Here is a 19,367-nt window from a genome sequence, read left to right as displayed (position 1 = left end):
CCTAGGTCGGGCTCGTCAACCGGGGCCCCTCCCTCCGCGGACGCGGGGAGGCGCCGGAACCGTTGCTTTCCAGCGCCCGCGCAGCTTGGAGGAATCGGCAAAAGCTCATGGCTCGCAAGAAGATAGCGCTCGTAGGCGCCGGCATGATCGGCGGCACATTGGCACATCTGGCCGCAATGAAGGAAATGGGCGACGTCGTCCTGTTCGACATTGCGGAAGGAATGCCTTCGGGCAAGGCCCTGGATCTGGCGCAGGCTGCGCCGGTGGAAGGCTTTGATTCCAAGCTCAAGGGCACGAATGATTACGCCGATATCGCCGGGGCCGATGTCATCATCGTCACCGCCGGTGTCGCCCGCAAGCCGGGCATGAGCCGTGACGATCTGCTCGGCATCAATCTCAAGGTCATGCAGGCCGTCGGCGCCGGGATCAAGGAACATGCGCCCGACGCATTCGTGATCTGCATCACCAACCCGCTGGACGCGATGGTCTGGGCGCTGCGCGAATATTCGGGCCTGCCTACGGAAAAGGTCGTCGGCATGGCCGGCGTGCTCGATTCCGCGCGTTTCCGCTGCTTCCTGGCGGAAGAGTTCGATGTGTCGGTGGAAGATGTCACCGCCTTCGTGCTGGGTGGCCATGGCGATACGATGGTGCCGGTGCTCGAATATTCGACCGTTGCCGGCATTCCCGTACCCGATCTGATCAAGATGGGCTGGTCCACGCAGGAAAAGATGGACGCGATCGTCAAGCGCACCCGTTCGGGCGGCGGTGAAATCGTCCAGCTGCTGGGCAATGGTTCCGCCTATTACGCCCCGGCCACCAGCGCGATCATGATGGCTGAAAGCTATCTGAAGGACAAGAAGCGCGTCCTTCCCGCCGCAGCCAACCTCACCGGCCAGTATGGCGTGGACGGGCTTTATGTCGGCGTGCCGATCGTGATCGGCGCCAATGGCGTGGAACGCATCGTCGAAATCGAACTGAACGATGAAGCCAAGGCCAATTTCCAGGTCAGCGTCGATGCGGTCAAGGAACTGCTCGAAGCCTGCAAGGGTATCGACAGCTCGCTGGCGTGATGTTTTCGCGGCCTTGGGGGCGGGTTGGCCATATCAGCCTGCACCGCCCCCAGGTGCCGCCGCGTTTTTCTGGAGTGCATCCTCGAACCAGCTTCGACGTTGATTCAGCCTCCCTTTATCCAGGCACTCTAATATTGATCAGCGTCCTGCCTGTTTGGACCGCCAAGCGAATTCGGAGTAGATAATGTCCATCCTCGTCAACAAAGACACCAAGGTCATCACCCAGGGGATGACCGGCGCCACCGGCACCTTCCACACCGAACAGGCTCTGGCTTACGGCACGCAGATGGTTGCGGGCGTGACGCCGGGAAAGGGCGGCAGCACCCATATCGGCCTGCCCGTCTATGACACTGTGGCGGAAGCCAAGGCGGCAACCGGCGCAACGGCCAGCTGCATCTATGTTCCGCCGCCCTTCGCAGCGGATTCCATTCTCGAAGCGATCGACGCCGAAATGGAACTGATCGTCGCCATCACCGAAGGCGTGCCCGTGCTGGACATGGTCAAGGTGAAGCGCGCCCTGTCCGGTTCCAAGAGCCGTCTGATCGGCCCGAACTGCCCCGGCGTGCTGACGCCCGGCGAATGCAAGATCGGCATCATGCCGGGGTCCATCTTCTCCAAGGGCAGCGTCGGCGTGGTCAGCCGCTCCGGCACGCTGACTTACGAGGCCGTGCACCAGACCACGGCGGTCGGCCTCGGCCAGACGACGGCGGTCGGCATTGGCGGCGATCCGGTCAACGGCACCAATTTCATCGACGTACTCGACCTGTTCCTGGACGATCCCGAAACCGAATCGATCATCATGATCGGCGAAATCGGCGGTTCGGCGGAAGAAGAGGCCGCAGAATTCATCAAGCAGGAAGCAGCCAAGGGCCGCAGCAAGCCGATGGTCGGCTTCATCGCCGGCCGCACCGCCCCTCCGGGGCGCCGCATGGGCCATGCGGGCGCGATCGTTTCCGGCGGCCAGGGCGGCGCGGAAGACAAGATCGCGGCTATGGAAGATGCAGGCATCCGCGTATCGCCGTCGCCCAGCGAACTGGGCACCACGCTCGACGCGCTGCTGAAGGAGCTTGCGTAATTTAATGTGAGTCCCCGCGAAGGCGGGGACCTCTTTCGGTCCGGGAGGAACTTTTGAAGTGCGGATATGTCTATATCCTGACCAACCGGCCCGAGGGAGTTCTATATATCGGAGTAACGGAAGACCTTGCCAAACGAGTGGCACAACATCGCAGCGGAGCCGTTTCAAGCTTCACGAAGCGGTATAACTGCCATCACCTGGTCTGGTTCGAGCGCTTCGAGAATATTCACGATGCGAGATTGTTCGAAAGGCGGATGAAGAAATGGAACCGCGATTGGAAAATCGCTCGCATCGAAGAAAGAAACCAGGCGTGGCAGGATCTCAGCCACGCACTATTGTGACCGGCGCAATGCCGAAAAAGGCCCCCGCCTGCGCGGGGGCTTACGGAGCCTGATCATGGGTAACGAAGCGCAGAATTTCCTCCCCGAAATGGCCGATCAGGACGGTCCTCAGCCCGGCCCCAGCTGGCAGAAGAAGGGCTGGCCCCTGCCCGACGCCGGAAGCGACCTGGCGGAGGCGATGGACCCGACCGCGATGAAGATCGCAGTGAAAAAGGCTGCTGCCAAATCGGGCAAGCCGATGGATGAAAGCGCGGTGGAATGCGCGGCGGCGGATTCGATCCGTGCCATGATGCTGATCCGCGTATATCGCGTGCGCGGCCATCTGGCTGCGGATCTCGATCCGCTGGGCCTGCACCATTCCGAACTTCCGGCTGACCTGACGCCCGAATATCACGGCTTCACCGATGCCGATCTGGATCGCCCAATTTATCTCGGCGGCAATCTGGGGCTGGAATGGACCACGGTGCGCGAAGTGGTGGAGATCCTGCGCGCGAATTATTGCGGCAAGGTCGGCCTCGAATACATGCACATCGCCGATATCGAGGAACGGCGGTTCCTGCAGGATCGGATGGAAGGCGCCGACAAGGAAATCGAATTCACGGAAACCGGCAAGAAGGCCATCCTGTCTGCCGTGATCCGGGGCGAGGAATATGAAAAATTCCTCGGCAAGAAATATGTCGGCACCAAGCGTTTCGGCCTGGATGGCGGCGAATCCATGATCCCGGCGCTGGAAGCGGTAATCAAATATGGCGGCGCCGGCGGCGTGCGCGAAATCGTTTATGGCATGGCCCATCGCGGCCGGCTGAACGTGCTCGCCAATGTCATGGCCAAGCCGTATCGCGTGATCTTCCACGAATTTTCCGGCGGCACCGCCAATCCGGAAGATGTGGGCGGATCGGGCGACGTGAAATATCACCTGGGCACCAGCACCGACCGCGAATTCGACGGTATCAAGGTGCATATGAGCCTGGTTCCCAATCCCAGCCATCTGGAAACGGTGGACCCGGTCGTTCTGGGCAAGGTGCGCGCGCAGCAGGCCGTGCATGAAGATCTGGGCCAGCACGAAAAGGTGCTGCCCGTGCTGATCCACGGTGACGCGGCCTTTGCCGGGCAAGGTATCGTATGGGAATGCTTCGGCTTTTCCGGCGTGCGCGGCTATAATACCGGCGGTTGCATCCATTTCGTGATCAATAACCAGATCGGTTTTACGACCAGCCCCCAATTCGCCAGATCGTCCCCCTACCCGTCGGACGTGGCCAAGGGCGTGCAGGCGCCGATCCTGCATGTGAATGGCGATGATCCCGAAGCCGTGACCTTCGCCTGCAAGCTGGCGGTCGAATATCGCATGAAGTTCAAGCGCGATATCGTGATCGACATGTGGTGCTATCGCCGCTTCGGCCACAATGAAGGCGACGAACCCAGCTTCACCCAGCCGCTGATGTACGAAAAGATCCGCAAGCATCCGCGCGTCAGCGAGATCTATGCGAAGCGCCTGATCGAAGAAGGCGTGATCGACAGCAAGTGGCACAGCGAGCAGGTCGAACACTTCGTCGCCGCGCTGGACGAGGAATTCGAGGCCGGGAAAAACTATCGCGCCAATGAAGCGGACTGGTTCGGCGGAAGGTGGAGCGGGCTGCACAAGCCGGCCGATCCGGAAACCGCGCGCCGCAACGTGGAAACCGCGATCGAAGGCAAATTGTTCGAAAGCCTGGGCCGCACGCTGACCACGATCCCGGAAGATCTGGAAATTCACAAGACCTTGCGCCGCGTGATCGACGCCAAGGCGAAGATGTTCGAAGCGGGCAGCGGGTTCGACTGGGCCACGGCGGAAGCGCTGGCCTTCGGCAGCCTGGTGACGGAAGGCTTCGGCGTGCGTCTGTCCGGCCAGGATTCCGGGCGCGGCACGTTCAGCCAGCGCCACGCCATGTGGATCGACCAGAAGACGGAGCGGAAATATATCCCGCTGACCACACTGCCGCATGGCAAGTTCGAGGTCTATGACAGCCCGCTCTCCGAATATGGCGTGCTCGGCTTCGAATATGGCTTCGCCTCTGCCGATCCGAAGACCCTGGTATGCTGGGAAGCGCAGTTCGGCGATTTCGCCAATGGCGCGCAGATCGTGATCGACCAGTATATCGCCGCGGGCGAGGCAAAGTGGCTGCGGGCCAACGGCCTCGTCCTGCTGCTGCCGCATGGCTATGAAGGCCAGGGTCCGGAACATAGCTCCGCCCGGCTGGAACGCTTCCTGCAACTCTGCGCGAACGACAATATCCAGGTTTGCAACATCACTGTCCCGGCGAACTATTTCCACGTTCTGCGCCGCCAGATGCTGCGCCCGTTCCGCAAGCCGCTGGTCATCATGACTCCCAAGAGCCTGCTGCGGCATCCGATGGCAAAATCGGCCGCGAGCGAGTTCGTGGGCGAAAGCCACTTCATGCGGATCATGTCCGACTCGAAAACGATCCCGGACGAGAAGATTCGCCGGCTGGTCCTGTGTTCGGGCAAGGTCGCCTATGACCTGATCGAAAAGCGTGACGAGGAAAAGCTGGAGGACATCTCCATCGTCCGGCTCGAACAGCTCTACCCCTTCCCGGGCGAACCGCTGGCCGTGCGGCTCAAGCGGATGACGAATCTGGAAGAGGTGATATGGTGCCAGGAAGAACCCAAGAATAACGGCGCCTGGTTCTTCGTCGAAAGCAAGATCGAGGATTCGCTGATCGCCGCCGGCCACAGGAACATGCGCCCGCGCTATGCCGGGCGCGAGGTATCCGCCTCTCCCGCGACCGGCCTCGCCAGCCGCCACGCTGAACAGCAACAGGCGCTCGTGGAGGCCGCGCTCGGCCTCTCGGACGCCGGCAAGACCCGCTCCTAATCGGAAGGCCTGAAGGAAACGACACATGGCCAGTGAAGTAAAAGTCCCCACACTGGGGGAATCGGTAACCGAAGCGACGATTGGCGAATGGCTGAAGAAGCCCGGCGATGCGGTTGCTCTGGATGAACCGATCGCCAGCCTCGAAACCGACAAGGTGGCCGTGGAAGTACCCGCGCCCATCGCCGGCATCATGGGTGCCTACAAGGCGGAAGTGGGCGAGACGGTGGAAGTCGGCGCGGTGATCGCGGTGATCGAGGAAGGCCAGGCCCAGTCCGGCCCCGAAGATACGCATCTGCGCAAGGACGAGGCTGAAAAGGCCAGCTCCGCCGAGGAAGAGATCGAGGCCCTGCCCTCTGGCGAGGAAGGCGGCGATGCCTCCACCACGCTTTCCCCGGCCGTGCGCCGCGCCGTGTTGGAACACGGGGTCGATCCGACCACGATCAAGGGCACGGGCAAGGATGGCCGCCTGACCAAGGAAGACGTGATTGCCGCCGCCAAGGCGAAGCAGTCCAGCCCGGCGCCGTCCGCTTCCGCCCCGGCGCCCTCCCCCACGCCCGCCACGGCAGAGGGAGAGCGTGTGGAAGAACGGGTGAAGATGACCCGTCTGCGCCAGACCATCGCCAAGCGGCTGAAGGGCGCACAGGAAGAAGCCGCGCTGCTGACCACGTTCAACGATGTGGACATGACTGCGGTGATGGAAGCGCGCGCTGCCTACAAGGACGTGTTCGCCAAGAAGCACAATATCAAGCTTGGCTTCATGAGCTTCTTCGCCAAGGCGGCCTGCCTTGCGCTGAAGGACGTGCCGGCCGTCAACGCCCGGATCGACGGTGACGAGATCGTCTATCACAAATATGTCGATCTCTCCGTCGCGGTCAGCGCGCCGAACGGCCTTGTCGTGCCGGTGGTGCGCAATGTCGAACGGATGAGCTTTGCCGAAGTGGAACAGGCGATCGCCGATTACGGCCAGAAGGCGAAGGACGGCGCGCTGACCATGCAGGACATGGCCGGCGGCACCTTCACCATTTCCAATGGCGGCGTATTCGGTTCGCTGATGTCCACCCCGATCATCAATCCGCCGCAGAGCGCCGTGCTGGGCCTGCACCGGATCGAGGAACGCCCCGTCGCCGTGAATGGCGAAGTGGTGATCCGCCCGATGATGTATATCGCTCTCAGCTATGACCATCGGATCATCGATGGCCGCGAAGCGGTGACGGCGCTGAAGATCATCAAGGAAGCGATCGAAGATCCGATGCGGATGCTGATCGACCTGTAGAGTGGACCGTGCCACATCCTTCGACAAGCTCAGGATGAGCGTGCTTCGACAAGCTCAGCTGAGCGGATGTGGATGAAGGATGAATACCAAACCCGCGCGTGCTGAGCCTGTCGAAGCACGCGCGCGACGGAAGAGACCAATGAGCGACCAGACTTACGACTATGATGTCCTCGTTATCGGTGCCGGTCCCGGCGGCTATGTCGCGGCGATCCGCGCGGCACAGCTTGGGCTGAGGACGGCCTGTGCCGAAAGCCGGGAAACTCTGGGCGGCACATGTCTCAATGTCGGCTGCATACCCTCCAAGGCATTGCTGCACGCATCGGAATATTTCGAAGCGGCGGCCGGAAAGACCATGGCCCGGATGGGTATCAAGGTCACACCGGAACTGGATCTCGACACGATGCAGGGCCAGCGCAAGGATGCCGTGAAGGGTCTGACCGGCGGGATCGAATTCCTGTTCAAGAAGAACAAGGTCACCTGGCTGAAGAACCATGCCAGCTTCGTCGATGCGCATACGTTGAAAGTGGGCGATGAAACGGTGACGGCGAAGAATATCGTCATCGCCACCGGATCTTCCGTGACCCCGCTGCCCGGCGTGGAGGTGGACAATGAAAAGGGCGTGGTGGTCGATTCCACCGGCGCGCTGGAACTGTCCGCCGTGCCGAAGAAGATGGTCGTGATCGGCGGCGGCGTCATCGGGCTGGAACTCGGCTCGGTCTGGCGGCGTCTGGGCGCCGAAGTGACCGTGGTCGAATATCTCGACCAGCTCCTGCCCGGAATGGATGGCGATATCCGCAAGGAAGCAGGCAAGATCTTCAAGAAACAGGGCATGGAACTGAAGCTCAAGACCAAGGTCACCGGCGTGACGGTCAAGGGCAAGAAGGCCACGCTGACTGTCGAACCCGCCGATGGCGGCGACAGTGAAACGATCACCGCGGATTGCGTGCTGGTTTCCATCGGCCGCAAGCCGAATACGGACGGGCTCGGCCTCGATGCAATCGGCCTTGAAACCAATGCGCGCGGACAGATCGAAACCGATCATTCCTTCCGCACCAAGGTGGACGGCGTGTGGGCCATTGGCGACGTGATCCCCGGCCCGATGCTGGCGCACAAGGCCGAGGATGAAGGCCTGGCCGTCGCGGAAAACATCGCCGGGCAGACTGGCATCGTGAACCATGATGTGATCCCCAGCGTCGTCTATACCATGCCCGAATTCGCAGGCGTCGGCCTGACGGAGGAAGCCGCGAAGGAAAAGGGCGCGGTGAAGGTCGGCAAGTTCCCGATGCTCGCGAACAGCCGCGCCAAGACCAATCACGAACCCGACGGTTTCGTGAAAGTCATCTCCGATGCGGAAACGGATCGTGTTCTGGGCGTGTGGATGATCGCCTCGGTCGCGGGCACCATGATCGCACAGGCCGCGCAGGCGATGGAATTCGGCGCCACCAGCGAAGACATCGCCTATACCTGCCACGCGCATCCGACCCATTCGGAAGCGCTGAAGGAAGCCGCCATGGCCGTGCAGGGCAAGCCGATCCATATCTGAGGACGCTTAACGCATCCTTCGGCAAGCTCAGGATGGGCGGAGATTGGCTTCCGGCCTCTATCCGCCCATCCCGACCTGTCACCCAGATTCGCTCATCCTGAACCCGTGGCAGGATGCGCGCCCACCGGATGAGAAACGAAATGTCCCTGCGCCCCTTCCACCTCGCCTTTCCCGTTCGCGACCTTGCGGAAGCGCGCCATTTCTGGGGCGAAGTCATGGGCTGTCCGGAAGGGCGCAGCAGCGATCAGTGGATCGATTTCGATTTCTACGGTCACCAGATTGTCGCCCATCTGTCGGAAGGCTCCGGAGATGCCGCCTCGAACCCGGTGGACGGGCATGTCGTGCCCGTGCCGCATTTCGGCATCGTGCTGACACTGGAAGACTGGAAAGAACTGGCGGATCGGCTGCGGGCGGCGGGCTTGGAGTTCGCAATCGAACCCTATATTCGTTTCGAAGGGCAGCCGGGGGAACAGGCGACCATGTTCTTCCGCGATCCGTCCGGCAATGCGATCGAGATGAAGGCCTTTGCCGATCTCGGCCAGCTTTTCGCTACCGACTAGCGCCGCCGCCACGGGCGCGATAATCATTCCGTCATGGCACGCCTACGCATCATGCAGCGCTTTGCCCGCTGGCACATCTGGCTTGGATGGCTGATCGGCGTTCCGTTCCTGATCTGGACAATCAGCGGGCTGGCCATGATCGCACGCCCGATCGAGGAAACGCGGGGCGACCATCTGCGCAGCGCCATTGAACGCAAAATAGATCCGGCACAGCTGGCCGTGCCCCGCGTGGGCGAACCGATCCTGTCCGCAGAATTGATCCAGAAGCCGGAAGGGCCGGCGTGGATCGTCACCACCGCACGCGGCGCGCGTTATAGCTATTCGGCCCTCGACGGTTCGCTGGACGCACCGATGACCCAGGAAAAGGCGCGCCTGGTCGCCGAAAGCGCCTATCGCGGCGATGCGGCGCTGGCGGAAATGAGGTATTTTGCGCCGGGCGAAGCGCCGATGGATTATCGTGCAGGGCGCGCGGCGTGGCAGGCCCGCTTTGCCGATGGCACCCATGTTTATGTGGACGATGCCACGGGCGAAGTACTGGCCCTGCGCACAAGCTGGTGGCGGTTCTATGATTTCATGTGGGGCCTGCACATCATGGATTTGCAAGGACGGGAAGACATGCACCACCCGGTCCTGATCCTGTTCGCCGCATTGGGCGTGGCCGGGTCCATGCTGGGCTGCATCCTGCTGTTCCGCCGACGCAAATCACGCGTGAGGACAACGATTTGACCACCACGGCCACCGCCCTGCCTCCGCTGCTCGATCTCGCGGGCACTGCCGTCTTCGCGCTGAGCGGCGCGCTGGTTGCCGCGCAATTGCGGCAGACCTTCGTCACCATGGCCTTCTTCGCATTGGTCACCGGGGTCGGCGGGGGAACCTTGCGCGATCTGCTGATCGAAGCGCCGGTATTCTGGCTGCGCGATCCATGGGTGGCGCCGGTCATCATGCTGGTCGCGCTGATCGCCTGGTTCACGCCGCGCCGCTGGTGGGAAGGTCATCTGCTGGAATGGGCGGATGCGCTCGGCCTGGCCGCCTTTGCCGTGCTCGGCACTGCCAAGGCGCTGACATTCGGCGTCGCGCCCCTGCCGGCAGTGATCCTGGGCATCGTATCGGGCTGCGTGGGCGGGATCATTCGCGACGTGCTGGCCGGCGTGCCTTCGATCCTGATGCGGCCGGAACTCTATGTCACAGCCGCCGCCCTGGCCGCCACGCTCTGCGCGCTGGGCATCTATCTGGACCTGCCGCAGAGGCCGGTCTGGGCGGTTGCGGCAATGGCCGGCTTCCTGTTGCGCGGCGCGGCCATGGTCTGGCGGATCGAACTGCCCATCTATTCGCGCGAGGGCAAGGCAGAGGGCGAGAGCTAGAAACGCTCCGGCGCGTCAAGATCGCCGTCAATCCCGCCTTGCCCTGCGGGCGCAAGGTCAGGCGTGGAATAACGCAGGCGGTCACGGGCGCGGTTATAGTAATCGTCGCTCCACTGATTGTCCCCTGCGCGGTCTGCGGAACGATCATCGCCGTTGCTGCCATAGCGATCCCGGTCATGGGAACGGACGCCATATTCATCGGCGCCATATCGATCTTGGACGGTGACATCGCGGATGCGGCCATCATTCCCGATCCAGCAGGAAAAATTGGCCCCGCCCTGCAATATGCCGCCGACATTCCAGCCATCCCCGGTACGTGCCGCGCTTTCGACAGAACTCACACGTTCTCCACCGCGCTGGATTTCGGCCACGCAGATATCCATCGCATTATCCAATCCGCGGGTCTGCGGACCACTGGCATTGCCGGCCCGGTTATAGTCCGGCCGCGAGGGATAGGGTTCCCGCTCGGGATAGCGCTCCTGCCGGTCGCCGGACTGGCTGGCGGCGCTGGCCACGGCGGCAATACCGCCCAGGATCAGAACCCCGGCCAATATGTCGCCCGCATCCACTCCCCCGCCGCGATGATGGCGATGGCGGCGGTGATACGCACTTGCCATATCGCCATCATGTATGCGCGTCTCGCCCGCAGGCCCCGGCAGGCCGATCGCCGCTGCCGGTGTCGCGGCCATGGAAAGGGCTGCGGCAAGCGCGCTCGCAGCGGCCAGGCGGTTTGTTCCCAGTGCCATTGCACCATCCCTTGCATTGCCGGAGGCGGCCATGCCGCGCTCCCCGTCTGAACAGGCCAGGCGGCGCAGGCGCATCTGCCTGAACCGCCTTTCCCGGCCGGTAGAGGCCGTTACAGCCCCCTGATGCCGCTATAATCGATATCGACAACGCGGCCATATTTCACGCGGCAGGTAAACCGCCCGCTGTCATAACCGCGATAGCGATCGTTCCAGCCACGATAGTCATTATCCCAGCCACGGCCATAATTGCGGTCCCCCCGGCGCCAGTCGCGGCCATTCTGGTTCACGGCAATGCGGCCCTTGATCTTGTAGCCATTGCTCTTGCGGTCGACGTCGCGAATATCCGTCACCTTGGAGCGGCCGCCATAGGAATAGCGATTGGCCGTGCGTTCCGCTGCGCGGACGCATTGCTCCACCGCATTGCGCGGATTGTCGCGATAATCGCGGTCACGATAGCGCCTGTCGCGATAGCGGCGGTCGTCGCGATTACTGGCGGCAGCGGCCACGGCGGCGATCCCGCCAATGATCAGGGCGCCGGCGATCACATCCCCGGCATCGATCCCGTCATTGTCCCGATGGTGACGCCGATCCTGCGCGAGAGTCGGACTGGCAGAGGCCATCGCCATCGCGCCTGCGGCAAATGTTCCGACCAGGGCCTTGCTAATGGTCATCATGGGCTAAATCCTCAATTCGTCCGGGTCGCCGGATTGCGCCGGATGAGGATGGTTCTAGCCTCTCGTCACTGGGCCGGGCCTGAATTGCACGGACAGGATATATTCAGGAATAGGATCAGTTTCCTGAACAACTATTCCACAGGTGTCAGGCCCGTCCAGTATGCAAGAAATGCCGCGATATCGGATGCTTCCTCTATCGCCTTGTCCGTCGGCTTCCCCGATCCATGCCCTGCCCGCGTTTCGATCCGGATCAATTGCGGTTTCGGCCCCAGATCCGCCGCCTGCAGCGCAGCCGTATATTTGAAGCTGTGACCGGGCACCACCCGGTCATCCGTATCCGCCGTGGTCACCAGCAGCGCCGGATAGGGCGTGCGCGGGGTAATGTTATGATAGGGGGAATAGCTGCGCAGAATACGGAAATCCTCTTCCTTGGACGGATAGCCGTAATCATCCACCCAGTACCGGCCGGCGGTCCAGCGGTCGAAACGCAGCATGTCCATCACGCCCACTGCCGCATTTCCGGCAGCAAACAGATCGGGCCGCTGGTTGGACACGGCGCCGACCAGAAGGCCGCCATTGGACCCGCCCTGTATGGCAAGCCCGTCTGCGGAAGCGATGCCTTCCGCCTTCAGATATTCGCCCGCGGCGATGAAATCATCGAACACGTTCTGCTTGTTGGCGAGCCGCCCGGCATCATGCCACGCCTTGCCATATTCCCCGCCGCCGCGAATATTGGCGAGCGCGAAGGCGCCGCCTGCCTGCACCCAGGCCATCCGACTGGCCGAGAAACCAGGGGTCAGCGAAACGTCGAAACCGCCATAACCGTAAAGCAGGGTCGGCACCGGCTTGCCGCTATCTGCCACATCCTTGCGCCGCATGATGAACATCGGCACCACCGTGCCGTCTTTCGAAGTGTAGAAACGCTGCTCGACCAGGAAATCATCCGGATCGAAGGCAAGTTTCGGTTCCGCGAAGACGGTCCGTTCACCCGTTTCCAGATCAAGGCGATAGATCGTCGCCGGACGGTTGAAGCTGGTGAAGCTGTAGAACGTTTCCTTATCGTCCGGCCTGCCGGTAAACCCGCCGACCGAACCGATGCCTGCCAGGTCTATCGGCGCCATTTCCTCGCCCGAAAGAGCGAATACGCGGGCAAGTGAACTGGCATCCTTCAGATAGGTCAGGATCAGCCGGTTGCCGACGATGGAGGCCCCATCGATTGGCTGCTCCATATGCGGCACCACTTCGGCCCATTCCGGGCTCTTACTATCGAGATCGATAGACAGGACGCGATAGCGGGGAGCATCCTTGTTGGTGACGACCCATAACTTGCCGCCGATCCCGTCCACCACGCTCCAGGCGTTTTCGAAACCGGTGACAAGCGGGCGGGCCTGCCAGCCCTTTTCTGCTCGTGCGGCGAGATCGATGACATGGACCTCGTAACGCGCATCGGTCCCGATGGAACTGGTGATGATCGCCCAGCGCCCGTCACTGGTGACGCCCGCGCCATGATTGTAATCAGGGTGATCCGGCGTGGAATAAACCAGCTGGTCCTCACTCTGCGGAGTTCCTACGCGGTGATAATAAACCGCCTGTTTGTAGTTCAGCGCCTGGAAGTCCTCGCCCTCCTCCGGTTCCGGAAAGCGCGAATAAAGGAAGCCTTCGGAACCGATCCAGGACAGGCCCGTAAATTTCGCCCAGCGTATCTCGTCTTCCAGCGCCTTGCCGGTCTCAACATCCAGAACACGCAGGATGCGCCAATCCGTTCCGCCATCCTGCACGCTGTAAAGCAGCTTCGTGCCATCGGCCGATGGCTTCCAGCCCGAAAGCGCCGTGGCACCATCCTCGGCCCACTCATTGGGATCGAGCAAGAGGCGCGGCTCGCCATCCAGACTATCCATCACATAGAGCGGGCTCTGGTTCTGCAGGCCCGAATTGCGGGTGTAGAAATAGCGCCCGCCTTTCTCCACCGGCGTGGAAAACCGCTCAAAATCATAGAGCTGCCCAATCCGTTCCGCGAACCAATCGCGGGCGGGAAGCTTCTCTAGATATGCGTCCGTAACGCGATTCTGCCGCTCCACCCAATCGGCGACATCCGCGCTGTTGCGGACATCATCCTCCAGCCAGCGATAGGGATCGGCGATTTCCTCGCCAAACAGGGTTTCCACCACGCCGCCTCGGCGCGTTTCGGGATAATCTGGTGCGGTCATGTCCTGAGCCTGTGCGGGAAAAACCAGGGTTGCGGCAAGGGCCGCGGCAATCTGCAAACGCATGAACACTCCGGACACAAAAAAGCGGTTGCGTTTGTAATTAACGCAACCGCTTTTGCAATGTCGGAATTCACCGTCCTATGAGGAGGACGTGGAAGGCTTATGCTTCTTCGAATTCGTCCTCGTTCATCACCGGGCCGCTGTCCTGGCCCTTGGCTTCCACATCGCGGTCCACCAGTTCGATGATCGCGATCGGCGCCGCGTCGGACGCGCGATAGCCGGCCTTGATGATGCGGGTATAGCCGCCTTCGCGGCCCGCATAACGCTCGGCCAGCACGTCGAACAGCTTCTTTTCCTGCGCATCGTCCATCAGGCGGCTATGCGCCAGACGACGGTTGGAAAGACCGCCACGCTTCGCCAGCGTGATCAGCTTTTCGACATAGGGGCGCAGTTCCTTCGCCTTGGGCGTGGTGGTCTGGATCTGCTCGTGCTTGATCAGCGCGGCTGCCATGTTGCGCAGCAGGGCGGCGCGGTGGCCGGACTTGCGCTGCAGCTTACGGCCGGAAATACCATGACGCATATTACTTCACTCCGTTCGTAGGGGGCCCGTGTGAGGTAGCCCGATCCCGGCGGCAGTTCGGGTCGCCGCCTTCACCCGGTAGAAGCCCCGGCCGAAACCGGGGCTGAAAGCTTAGCCCAGCAGTTCCTGCTCGAGCTTCTTGGCCATTTCCTCGATATTCTCAGGCGGCCAGCCCGGAATGTCCATGCCGAGGCGCAGGCCCATGCTGGAGAGGACTTCCTTGATCTCGTTGAGCGACTTGCGGCCGAAATTCGGCGTACGCAGCATCTCGGCTTCGGTCTTCTGGACCAGGTCGCCGATATAGATGATGTTGTCGTTCTTGAGGCAATTGGCCGAACGCACCGACAGTTCGAGCTCGTCCACCTTCTTGAGCAGATAGCGGTTGAGCTGGTTGGCGTCGCTCTCTTCCGGCTGCGCGGCAACGCCGATCATGGCGCTCTGCGGCTGCGGGATGCCGTCTTCGAAGTGGACAAACAGGGTCAGCTGGTCCTGCAGGATGCGCGCGGCATAGGCGATCGCATCCTCGGGCGTGACCGTGCCGTCGGATTCGATGGTCAGGGAAAGCTTGTCATAATCGAGTTCCTGCCCGACGCGGGCATTCTCGACCTTGTAGCTGACCTGCCGGATAGGCGAATAGAGCGAATCGACCGGGATCAGGCCGATCGGCGCGTCGACCGGGCGGTTCTGCACGGCCGGGACATAACCCTTGCCCGTGTCCGCGGTCAGTTCCATGTTCAGCGTGGCGCCTTCGTCGAGATGGCAGATCACGAGATCCTTGTTCATCACCTCGATATCGCCGGAAACAGCAATGTCGCCCGCCTTCACTTCAGCCGGGCCGGTCATGGAAAGCTGCAGGCGCTTGGGACCCTCACCTTCCATCCTGAGAGCGATCTGTTTTACATTCAGGACGATGTCGGTGACATCCTCGCGCACACCGGCGAGGCTGGAGAATTCGTGCAGCACATTCTCGATCTTGATCGAGGTGATCGCCGCACCCTGAAGGCTGGACAGGAGAACGCGACGCAGCGCGTTACCGAGCGTGAGGCCGAAACCACGCTCCAGCGGTTCCGCGACAAAGGTGGCCTTCCGGCTCTTGTCGCCACCGGCCTTGATATCAAGCGCGGTGGGCTTCTTCAGTTCCTGCCAGTTCTTCATATTGACGGACATGGGCTTCCCCTAAAGGTCTGGTTCTGGCGGCAACGGCCGCGGAGCGCTGGGAGCGCCGCGGCCGATGCGAATTGCTTGTTGCGGCCCGAAAGCCGCGGCAGGTTCGATCAGACGCGGCGGCGCTTGGAAGGCCTCACGCCGTTATGCGGGATCGGTGTCACGTCGCGGATCGAGGTGATGGTGAAGCCCACCGCCTGCAGAGCGCGCAGCGCGCTTTCACGTCCCGAGCCGGGGCCCTTGATCTCGACTTCCAGGGTACGGACGCCGTGTTCGGCGGCCTTCTTGCCCGCATCGTCCGCAGCCACCTGAGCGGCATAGGGGGTCGACTTGCGGCTACCCTTGAAGCCCATCATGCCCGCGCTGGACCAGCTGATCGCATTGCCCTGCGCATCGGTGATGGTGATCATGGTGTTGTTGAAGCTGGCGTTCACGTGAGCGACGCCGCTCGAAATATTCTTGCGCTCCCGCCTGCGGATGCGCTGAGGTTCGCGTGCCATTGGTCTAATATCCTGTACTGAATCTGACGAAGAGAAAGCTGCAGCCTGACGGCGCGCTTACTTCTTCTTGCCCGCGATCGGTTTCGCCTTGCCCTTGCGGGTACGCGCATTGGTGTGGGTGCGCTGACCGCGGACCGGCAGGCCCTTGCGATGACGCAGGCCGCGATAGCAGGCCAGGTCCATCAGGCGCTTGATGTTCATCGCGGTTTCGCGACGAAGATCACCCTCAACCGTGAGATCAGCGTCGATCGTCTCGCGGATCTGCAAAACTTCGGCGTCGCTCAGATCCTGCACCCGGCGGGAGTGATCGATACCCAGCTTGTCAGCAATCCGCTTGGCCGTCGTCGGGCCGATTCCGTGAATATAGGTAAGCGCGACAATAACGCGCTTGTTGGTGGGGATATTTACCCCGGCAATACGAGCCACTTAATTCTCCATGCTCCACAGAGGGTCGGCCTAGCCAACACCCCCTATCTCATCGCGTTTACCAATCCGCGCAATACTAAAGTGCCGCAATCAAACAACAATAGCCCGGATGGCGCGCATCTGGACTGCCGCCTGCCGGACTGGACTCCGATTGAACGAATGGACTGGCCGCTTAAGCCGATTCGGCATCCAGGTCAACAGACGAAAACAGACCAACGGGTTACACCCGTTGGCCGCCCGTCCGCCTGTTCGCGGACCGCCTTCTCTATAACCAAGGCTCGGCATTTCGTCAAAACAGCGATCAGGGCGTCCCGCTTTCAAGCAAATTGCCGAGGCGCATCAATTGTTCGGACATCACGCTATCGACTGCGGGAGCGAGTTGCTCAAGCGGATAACGCGCATAGCCGCCAACGACATAGGTGAAACTGATTGCCGTACCCTCCCCTTCCGCCTGGAGGTCGATCGTCAACACAGCCTGGAGCGCTTCTCCCTGTAACGGGCCGAGTGCGCCGACCATACGCAATTGCTGACCGGGCACGGCATTTATCACGCGCATATGTTCCACGGAGCCGGCCTGGCGCCCTTCGGCCGCAGGAATCGTCTCGCAAAAGCAGCCCCCGGCCCTGGGATCGAGCGAAAAATTGTCCGCATCGGTTGACCAGCTATGCTCGCCATTCCACCAGCTTGCCGGGTTGACCAGCGCCGCCCAGACCCCGGACGGAGACGCAGCTACGCTCGCTCTATTTTCCGAAACGAAGCCCTCGGCAGACGCCTGCCTGACCTCGCCCGCAACTGGCGAAGCCATGCAGCAGAAACCCACGCCAGAAATCGCGAGAATCTTCTTCATGCATCCCTCCTGACATGCAGGAGGGTATGCGAGCGTTATTTCGAAGCCAAGACCGCTTCGATCCCTGCGGTGACATCGTCAATCGGTGCCATGCCGTCGATCCGGCTGACAATGCCGCGCGCTTCATAGATCGGGAGGATCGGCGCCGTCTTGGCCCGATATTCGGCCATCCGCGTGCGCACAGTTTCTTCAGTGTCATCCTTGCGCCGTTTGAATTCCGTACCGCCGCATTTGTCACACACGCCATCGACCCGCGGGCGCTTGTGGTGTTCGTGATAACCCTCGCCGCAATTGGCGCAGGTGAAGCGGCCGGTAATCCGGTCGACCAGGGCATCCTCGTTCACGCTCAGCTCGATCACATGATCGAGCTGGCGACCATGACGGGCAAGAATCGCATCAAGCTGTTCAGCCTGCGGAGCAGTACGCGGATAGCCATCGAAAATGGCTCCCACATCGCTGCCCATCGCCTCCAGCTCCGCATCGATCAGTGCAGTCACGATCTCGTCCGAGACAAGCTCGCCGCGATCCATGATGGCCTTCGCCTCGAGCCCGACAGGCGTTTCCGCCTTGACCGCTGCCCGCAACATGTCGCCGGTAGAAAGCTGGCGCATACCGTGATGCTCAACCAGCAATGCCGCCTGCGTGCCCTTACCCGCGCCCGGAGGGCCCAGAAGGATGATATTCATCGCCTACCCTCATCATGCTGCGCACTCAACGCAGCCGGCCCTTCAGCTTGGCCTTCTTTATCAGGTCACCATACTGATGCGCCAGCAGGTGTGACTGGATCTGACTGATCGTATCCACGGTAACATTCACCACAATCAGCAGACTTGTACCGCCAAGGAAGAGCGGAATGCCCGTCTGCGCGATCATGTATTCGGGAATGACACAGACGATGGTGAGATAGATCGCGCCGACAACAGTGATGCGTGTCAGGACATAATCGAGATAATCCGAAGTCCGTTTGCCAGGACGAATGCCCGGAATGAAGCCACCATTCTTCTTGAGATTCTCGGCCGTCTCCTCCGGGTTGAAAACCACGGCGGTATAGAAGAAGCAGAAGAAGATGATGCCGGCAGCATAAAGCGCCATATACAGCGGCTGACCGTGCGCCAGATACTGGTTGAGCGTCTGCACCACACCATAGAACGCGCTACCCGTATCAACGGAATTACCGGCGAACTGGCTGATCGTCAGCGGCAGCAGCAGCAGCGAGCTGGCGAAGATCGGCGGAATGACGCCGGCCGTATTCAGCTTGAGCGGCAGGTGCGAACGATCGGCCTGCATCATGCCGCGCTGGGTCGCACGCTTCGGATACTGGATCAGCAGGCGGCGCTGGGCGCGCTCCACGAAACAGATGAACAGCACCAGCGCGACGATCATGAACACGAAGCCGATGATGACCGCTGCGCTGATCGAACCGCTCCGGCCGCCTTCGAACATATTGGCCGTGAAAGTCGGGAACTGCGCGACAATACCGGCCATGATGATGAGCGAAACACCATTGCCGATACCCCGGCTAGTGATCTGCTCACCCAGCCACAACAGGAACATCGTGCCGCCGATCAGGCTGATCACCGCGCCGATGCGGAACATAATGCCGGGATCGACCACAGCCTGCAGCCCGCTCTGCGCGCCATAAGCTTCCAGCCCCGAGGCCAGGAACCAGCCCTGGATAGCGCACAGAAACACCGTGCCGTAACGGGTATATTGGTTCAGCTTCTTGCGGCCAGCCTCGCCTTCCTTCTTCAACGCCATCAACGATGGATGAAGCGAAGCCGCCAGCTGGATCACGATCGAAGCCGTGATGTAGGGCATGACGCCGAGCGCAATGAGGCTCATGCGCTCAAGGCTACCGCCCGAGAAAGTGTTGAACAGATCGAGAATTCCGCCGCGGGTCTGCTCGTAGAGCGACTCCAGAATCAGCGGATTAACGCCCGGCAGCGGAACGAAGCTGAGAAAGCGGAACACAATCAGCGCACCGATGGTGAACCAGATCCGCTGGCGCAACTCGGTCGCCTTGGAGAAATTGGCGAGACTGAGATTGCTCGCAATATTATCGGCGCGTGATGCCATGGGTAATTGTTTGCCTTGCCTGGACCGGCGAGGAAAGCCCCGCCCCCTTTGT

General features: G+C 61.5%; 19 protein-coding genes. 9 read left to right on the top strand and 10 right to left on the bottom strand.

From position 1 onward, the window contains the following. Positions 1–107 precede the first annotated feature (107 nt). The 9 genes from mdh (at position 108) to WYH_RS00530 (ending at position 10,095) form a co-directional block, all read left to right on the top strand. Positions 108–1,070 carry a malate dehydrogenase gene (mdh, locus tag WYH_RS00565; RefSeq protein WP_046902280.1) on the top strand — a complete coding sequence of 321 codons (963 nt, stop codon included), beginning with the start codon at positions 108–110 and terminating at the stop codon, positions 1,068–1,070. Between the two features lie 184 nt (positions 1,071–1,254). Further along, positions 1,255–2,145 (top strand): succinate--CoA ligase subunit alpha, encoded by an 891-nt coding sequence (gene sucD, locus WYH_RS00560; protein WP_046902279.1) that lies wholly within the window; start codon positions 1,255–1,257, stop codon positions 2,143–2,145. 53 nt (positions 2,146–2,198) lie between these two features. Next, positions 2,199–2,486 (top strand): GIY-YIG nuclease family protein, encoded by a 288-nt coding sequence (locus WYH_RS16355; RefSeq protein ID WP_082347689.1) that lies wholly within the window; start codon positions 2,199–2,201, stop codon positions 2,484–2,486. Positions 2,487–2,541: 55 nt separating this feature from the next. Beyond that, positions 2,542–5,358 (top strand): 2-oxoglutarate dehydrogenase E1 component, encoded by a 2,817-nt coding sequence (locus WYH_RS00555; RefSeq protein ID WP_046902278.1) that lies wholly within the window; start codon positions 2,542–2,544, stop codon positions 5,356–5,358. Between the two features lie 25 nt (positions 5,359–5,383). After that, positions 5,384–6,631: a 2-oxoglutarate dehydrogenase complex dihydrolipoyllysine-residue succinyltransferase gene (gene odhB, locus WYH_RS00550; protein WP_046902277.1), complete on the top strand. Its 1,248-nt coding sequence runs from the start codon at positions 5,384–5,386 to the stop codon at positions 6,629–6,631. 139 nt (positions 6,632–6,770) lie between these two features. Then, positions 6,771–8,174, top strand: a complete 1,404-nt coding sequence (gene lpdA / locus WYH_RS00545) for a dihydrolipoyl dehydrogenase (RefSeq protein ID WP_046902276.1) — start codon at positions 6,771–6,773, stop codon at positions 8,172–8,174. 140 nt (positions 8,175–8,314) lie between these two features. Beyond that, positions 8,315–8,734, top strand: coding sequence for a VOC family protein (locus tag WYH_RS00540; protein ID WP_046904655.1), 420 nt, complete (start codon positions 8,315–8,317; stop codon positions 8,732–8,734). Between the two features lie 33 nt (positions 8,735–8,767). After that, positions 8,768–9,460 (top strand): PepSY domain-containing protein, encoded by a 693-nt coding sequence (locus WYH_RS00535; protein WP_046902275.1) that lies wholly within the window; start codon positions 8,768–8,770, stop codon positions 9,458–9,460. Beyond that, positions 9,457–10,095 (top strand): trimeric intracellular cation channel family protein, encoded by a 639-nt coding sequence (locus WYH_RS00530; protein WP_046902274.1) that lies wholly within the window; start codon positions 9,457–9,459, stop codon positions 10,093–10,095. The genes WYH_RS00535 and WYH_RS00530 overlap by 4 nt, the downstream gene beginning before the upstream one ends. On the opposite strand, the gene WYH_RS00525 is transcribed toward WYH_RS00530, so the two are convergent. From WYH_RS00525 to secY, 10 genes are all read right to left on the bottom strand, one after another. Continuing rightward, positions 10,092–10,841: a hypothetical protein gene (locus tag WYH_RS00525; RefSeq protein ID WP_156320025.1), complete on the bottom strand. Its 750-nt coding sequence runs from the start codon at positions 10,839–10,841 to the stop codon at positions 10,092–10,094. The genes WYH_RS00530 and WYH_RS00525 overlap by 4 nt on opposite strands. 110 nt (positions 10,842–10,951) lie before the next feature. Then, a complete protein-coding gene (locus tag WYH_RS00520) occupies positions 10,952–11,515 on the bottom strand; it encodes a hypothetical protein (RefSeq protein ID WP_046902273.1) in 564 nt (187 codons plus the stop codon). 131 nt (positions 11,516–11,646) lie between these two features. After that, positions 11,647–13,785 (bottom strand): prolyl oligopeptidase family serine peptidase, encoded by a 2,139-nt coding sequence (locus tag WYH_RS00515; protein ID WP_046902272.1) that lies wholly within the window; start codon positions 13,783–13,785, stop codon positions 11,647–11,649. 97 nt (positions 13,786–13,882) lie between these two features. Further along, entirely contained in the window at positions 13,883–14,302 is a 420-nt protein-coding gene (gene rplQ / locus WYH_RS00510; RefSeq protein ID WP_046902271.1) for a 50S ribosomal protein L17, read from the bottom strand. Positions 14,303–14,413: 111 nt separating this feature from the next. Beyond that, positions 14,414–15,469, bottom strand: coding sequence for a DNA-directed RNA polymerase subunit alpha (locus WYH_RS00505; protein WP_046902270.1), 1,056 nt, complete (start codon positions 15,467–15,469; stop codon positions 14,414–14,416). Positions 15,470–15,576: 107 nt separating this feature from the next. Continuing rightward, positions 15,577–15,966, bottom strand: a complete 390-nt coding sequence (rpsK, locus tag WYH_RS00500) for a 30S ribosomal protein S11 (RefSeq protein ID WP_046902269.1) — start codon at positions 15,964–15,966, stop codon at positions 15,577–15,579. A gap of 57 nt (positions 15,967–16,023) precedes the next feature. Then, on the bottom strand, positions 16,024–16,392 hold the full coding sequence (gene rpsM / locus WYH_RS00495; RefSeq protein WP_046902268.1) for a 30S ribosomal protein S13: 369 nt from the start codon (positions 16,390–16,392) through the stop codon (positions 16,024–16,026). A gap of 301 nt (positions 16,393–16,693) precedes the next feature. Next, on the bottom strand, positions 16,694–17,239 hold the full coding sequence (locus tag WYH_RS00490) for an SRPBCC family protein (protein ID WP_046902267.1): 546 nt from the start codon (positions 17,237–17,239) through the stop codon (positions 16,694–16,696). Positions 17,240–17,274: 35 nt separating this feature from the next. Continuing rightward, the gene (locus tag WYH_RS00485; protein ID WP_046902266.1) at positions 17,275–17,925 is read right to left on the bottom strand and encodes an adenylate kinase; all 651 of its coding nucleotides are present in this window, start codon (positions 17,923–17,925) and stop codon (positions 17,275–17,277) included. 25 nt (positions 17,926–17,950) lie between these two features. Next, positions 17,951–19,315, bottom strand: a complete 1,365-nt coding sequence (gene secY, locus WYH_RS00480; RefSeq protein WP_046902265.1) for a preprotein translocase subunit SecY — start codon at positions 19,313–19,315, stop codon at positions 17,951–17,953. Positions 19,316–19,367: the final 52 nt, after the last annotated feature.

This window comes from Croceibacterium atlanticum, from assembly GCF_001008165.2.
In the GTDB taxonomy this organism is placed as follows: Bacteria; Pseudomonadota; Alphaproteobacteria; order Sphingomonadales; family Sphingomonadaceae; genus Croceibacterium_C; species Croceibacterium_C atlanticum.
This window is presented reverse-complemented; position numbering and strand designations above follow the sequence as displayed.

Bases quoted from the DNA above. Each gene is read 5' to 3' on its own strand.
- mdh (WP_046902280.1), top strand. From the start codon at position 108: ATGGCTCGCAAGAAGATAGCGCTCGTAGGCGCCGGCATGATCGGCGGC.
- sucD (WP_046902279.1), top strand. From the start codon at position 1,255: ATGTCCATCCTCGTCAACAAAGACACCAAGGTCATCACCCAGGGGATG.
- WYH_RS00555 (WP_046902278.1), top strand. From the start codon at position 2,542: ATGGGTAACGAAGCGCAGAATTTCCTCCCCGAAATGGCCGATCAGGAC.
- odhB (WP_046902277.1), top strand. From the start codon at position 5,384: ATGGCCAGTGAAGTAAAAGTCCCCACACTGGGGGAATCGGTAACCGAA.
- lpdA (WP_046902276.1), top strand. From the start codon at position 6,771: ATGAGCGACCAGACTTACGACTATGATGTCCTCGTTATCGGTGCCGGT.
- WYH_RS00540 (WP_046904655.1), top strand. From the start codon at position 8,315: ATGTCCCTGCGCCCCTTCCACCTCGCCTTTCCCGTTCGCGACCTTGCG.
- WYH_RS00535 (WP_046902275.1), top strand. From the start codon at position 8,768: ATGGCACGCCTACGCATCATGCAGCGCTTTGCCCGCTGGCACATCTGG.
- WYH_RS00525 (WP_156320025.1), bottom strand. From the start codon at position 10,841: ATGGCACTGGGAACAAACCGCCTGGCCGCTGCGAGCGCGCTTGCCGCA.
- WYH_RS00520 (WP_046902273.1), bottom strand. From the start codon at position 11,515: ATGATGACCATTAGCAAGGCCCTGGTCGGAACATTTGCCGCAGGCGCG.
- WYH_RS00515 (WP_046902272.1), bottom strand. From the start codon at position 13,785: ATGCGTTTGCAGATTGCCGCGGCCCTTGCCGCAACCCTGGTTTTTCCC.
- rplQ (WP_046902271.1), bottom strand. From the start codon at position 14,302: ATGCGTCATGGTATTTCCGGCCGTAAGCTGCAGCGCAAGTCCGGCCAC.
- WYH_RS00505 (WP_046902270.1), bottom strand. From the start codon at position 15,469: ATGTCCGTCAATATGAAGAACTGGCAGGAACTGAAGAAGCCCACCGCG.
- rpsK (WP_046902269.1), bottom strand. From the start codon at position 15,966: ATGGCACGCGAACCTCAGCGCATCCGCAGGCGGGAGCGCAAGAATATT.
- WYH_RS00490 (WP_046902267.1), bottom strand. From the start codon at position 17,239: ATGAAGAAGATTCTCGCGATTTCTGGCGTGGGTTTCTGCTGCATGGCT.
- WYH_RS00485 (WP_046902266.1), bottom strand. From the start codon at position 17,925: ATGAATATCATCCTTCTGGGCCCTCCGGGCGCGGGTAAGGGCACGCAG.
- secY (WP_046902265.1), bottom strand. From the start codon at position 19,315: ATGGCATCACGCGCCGATAATATTGCGAGCAATCTCAGTCTCGCCAAT.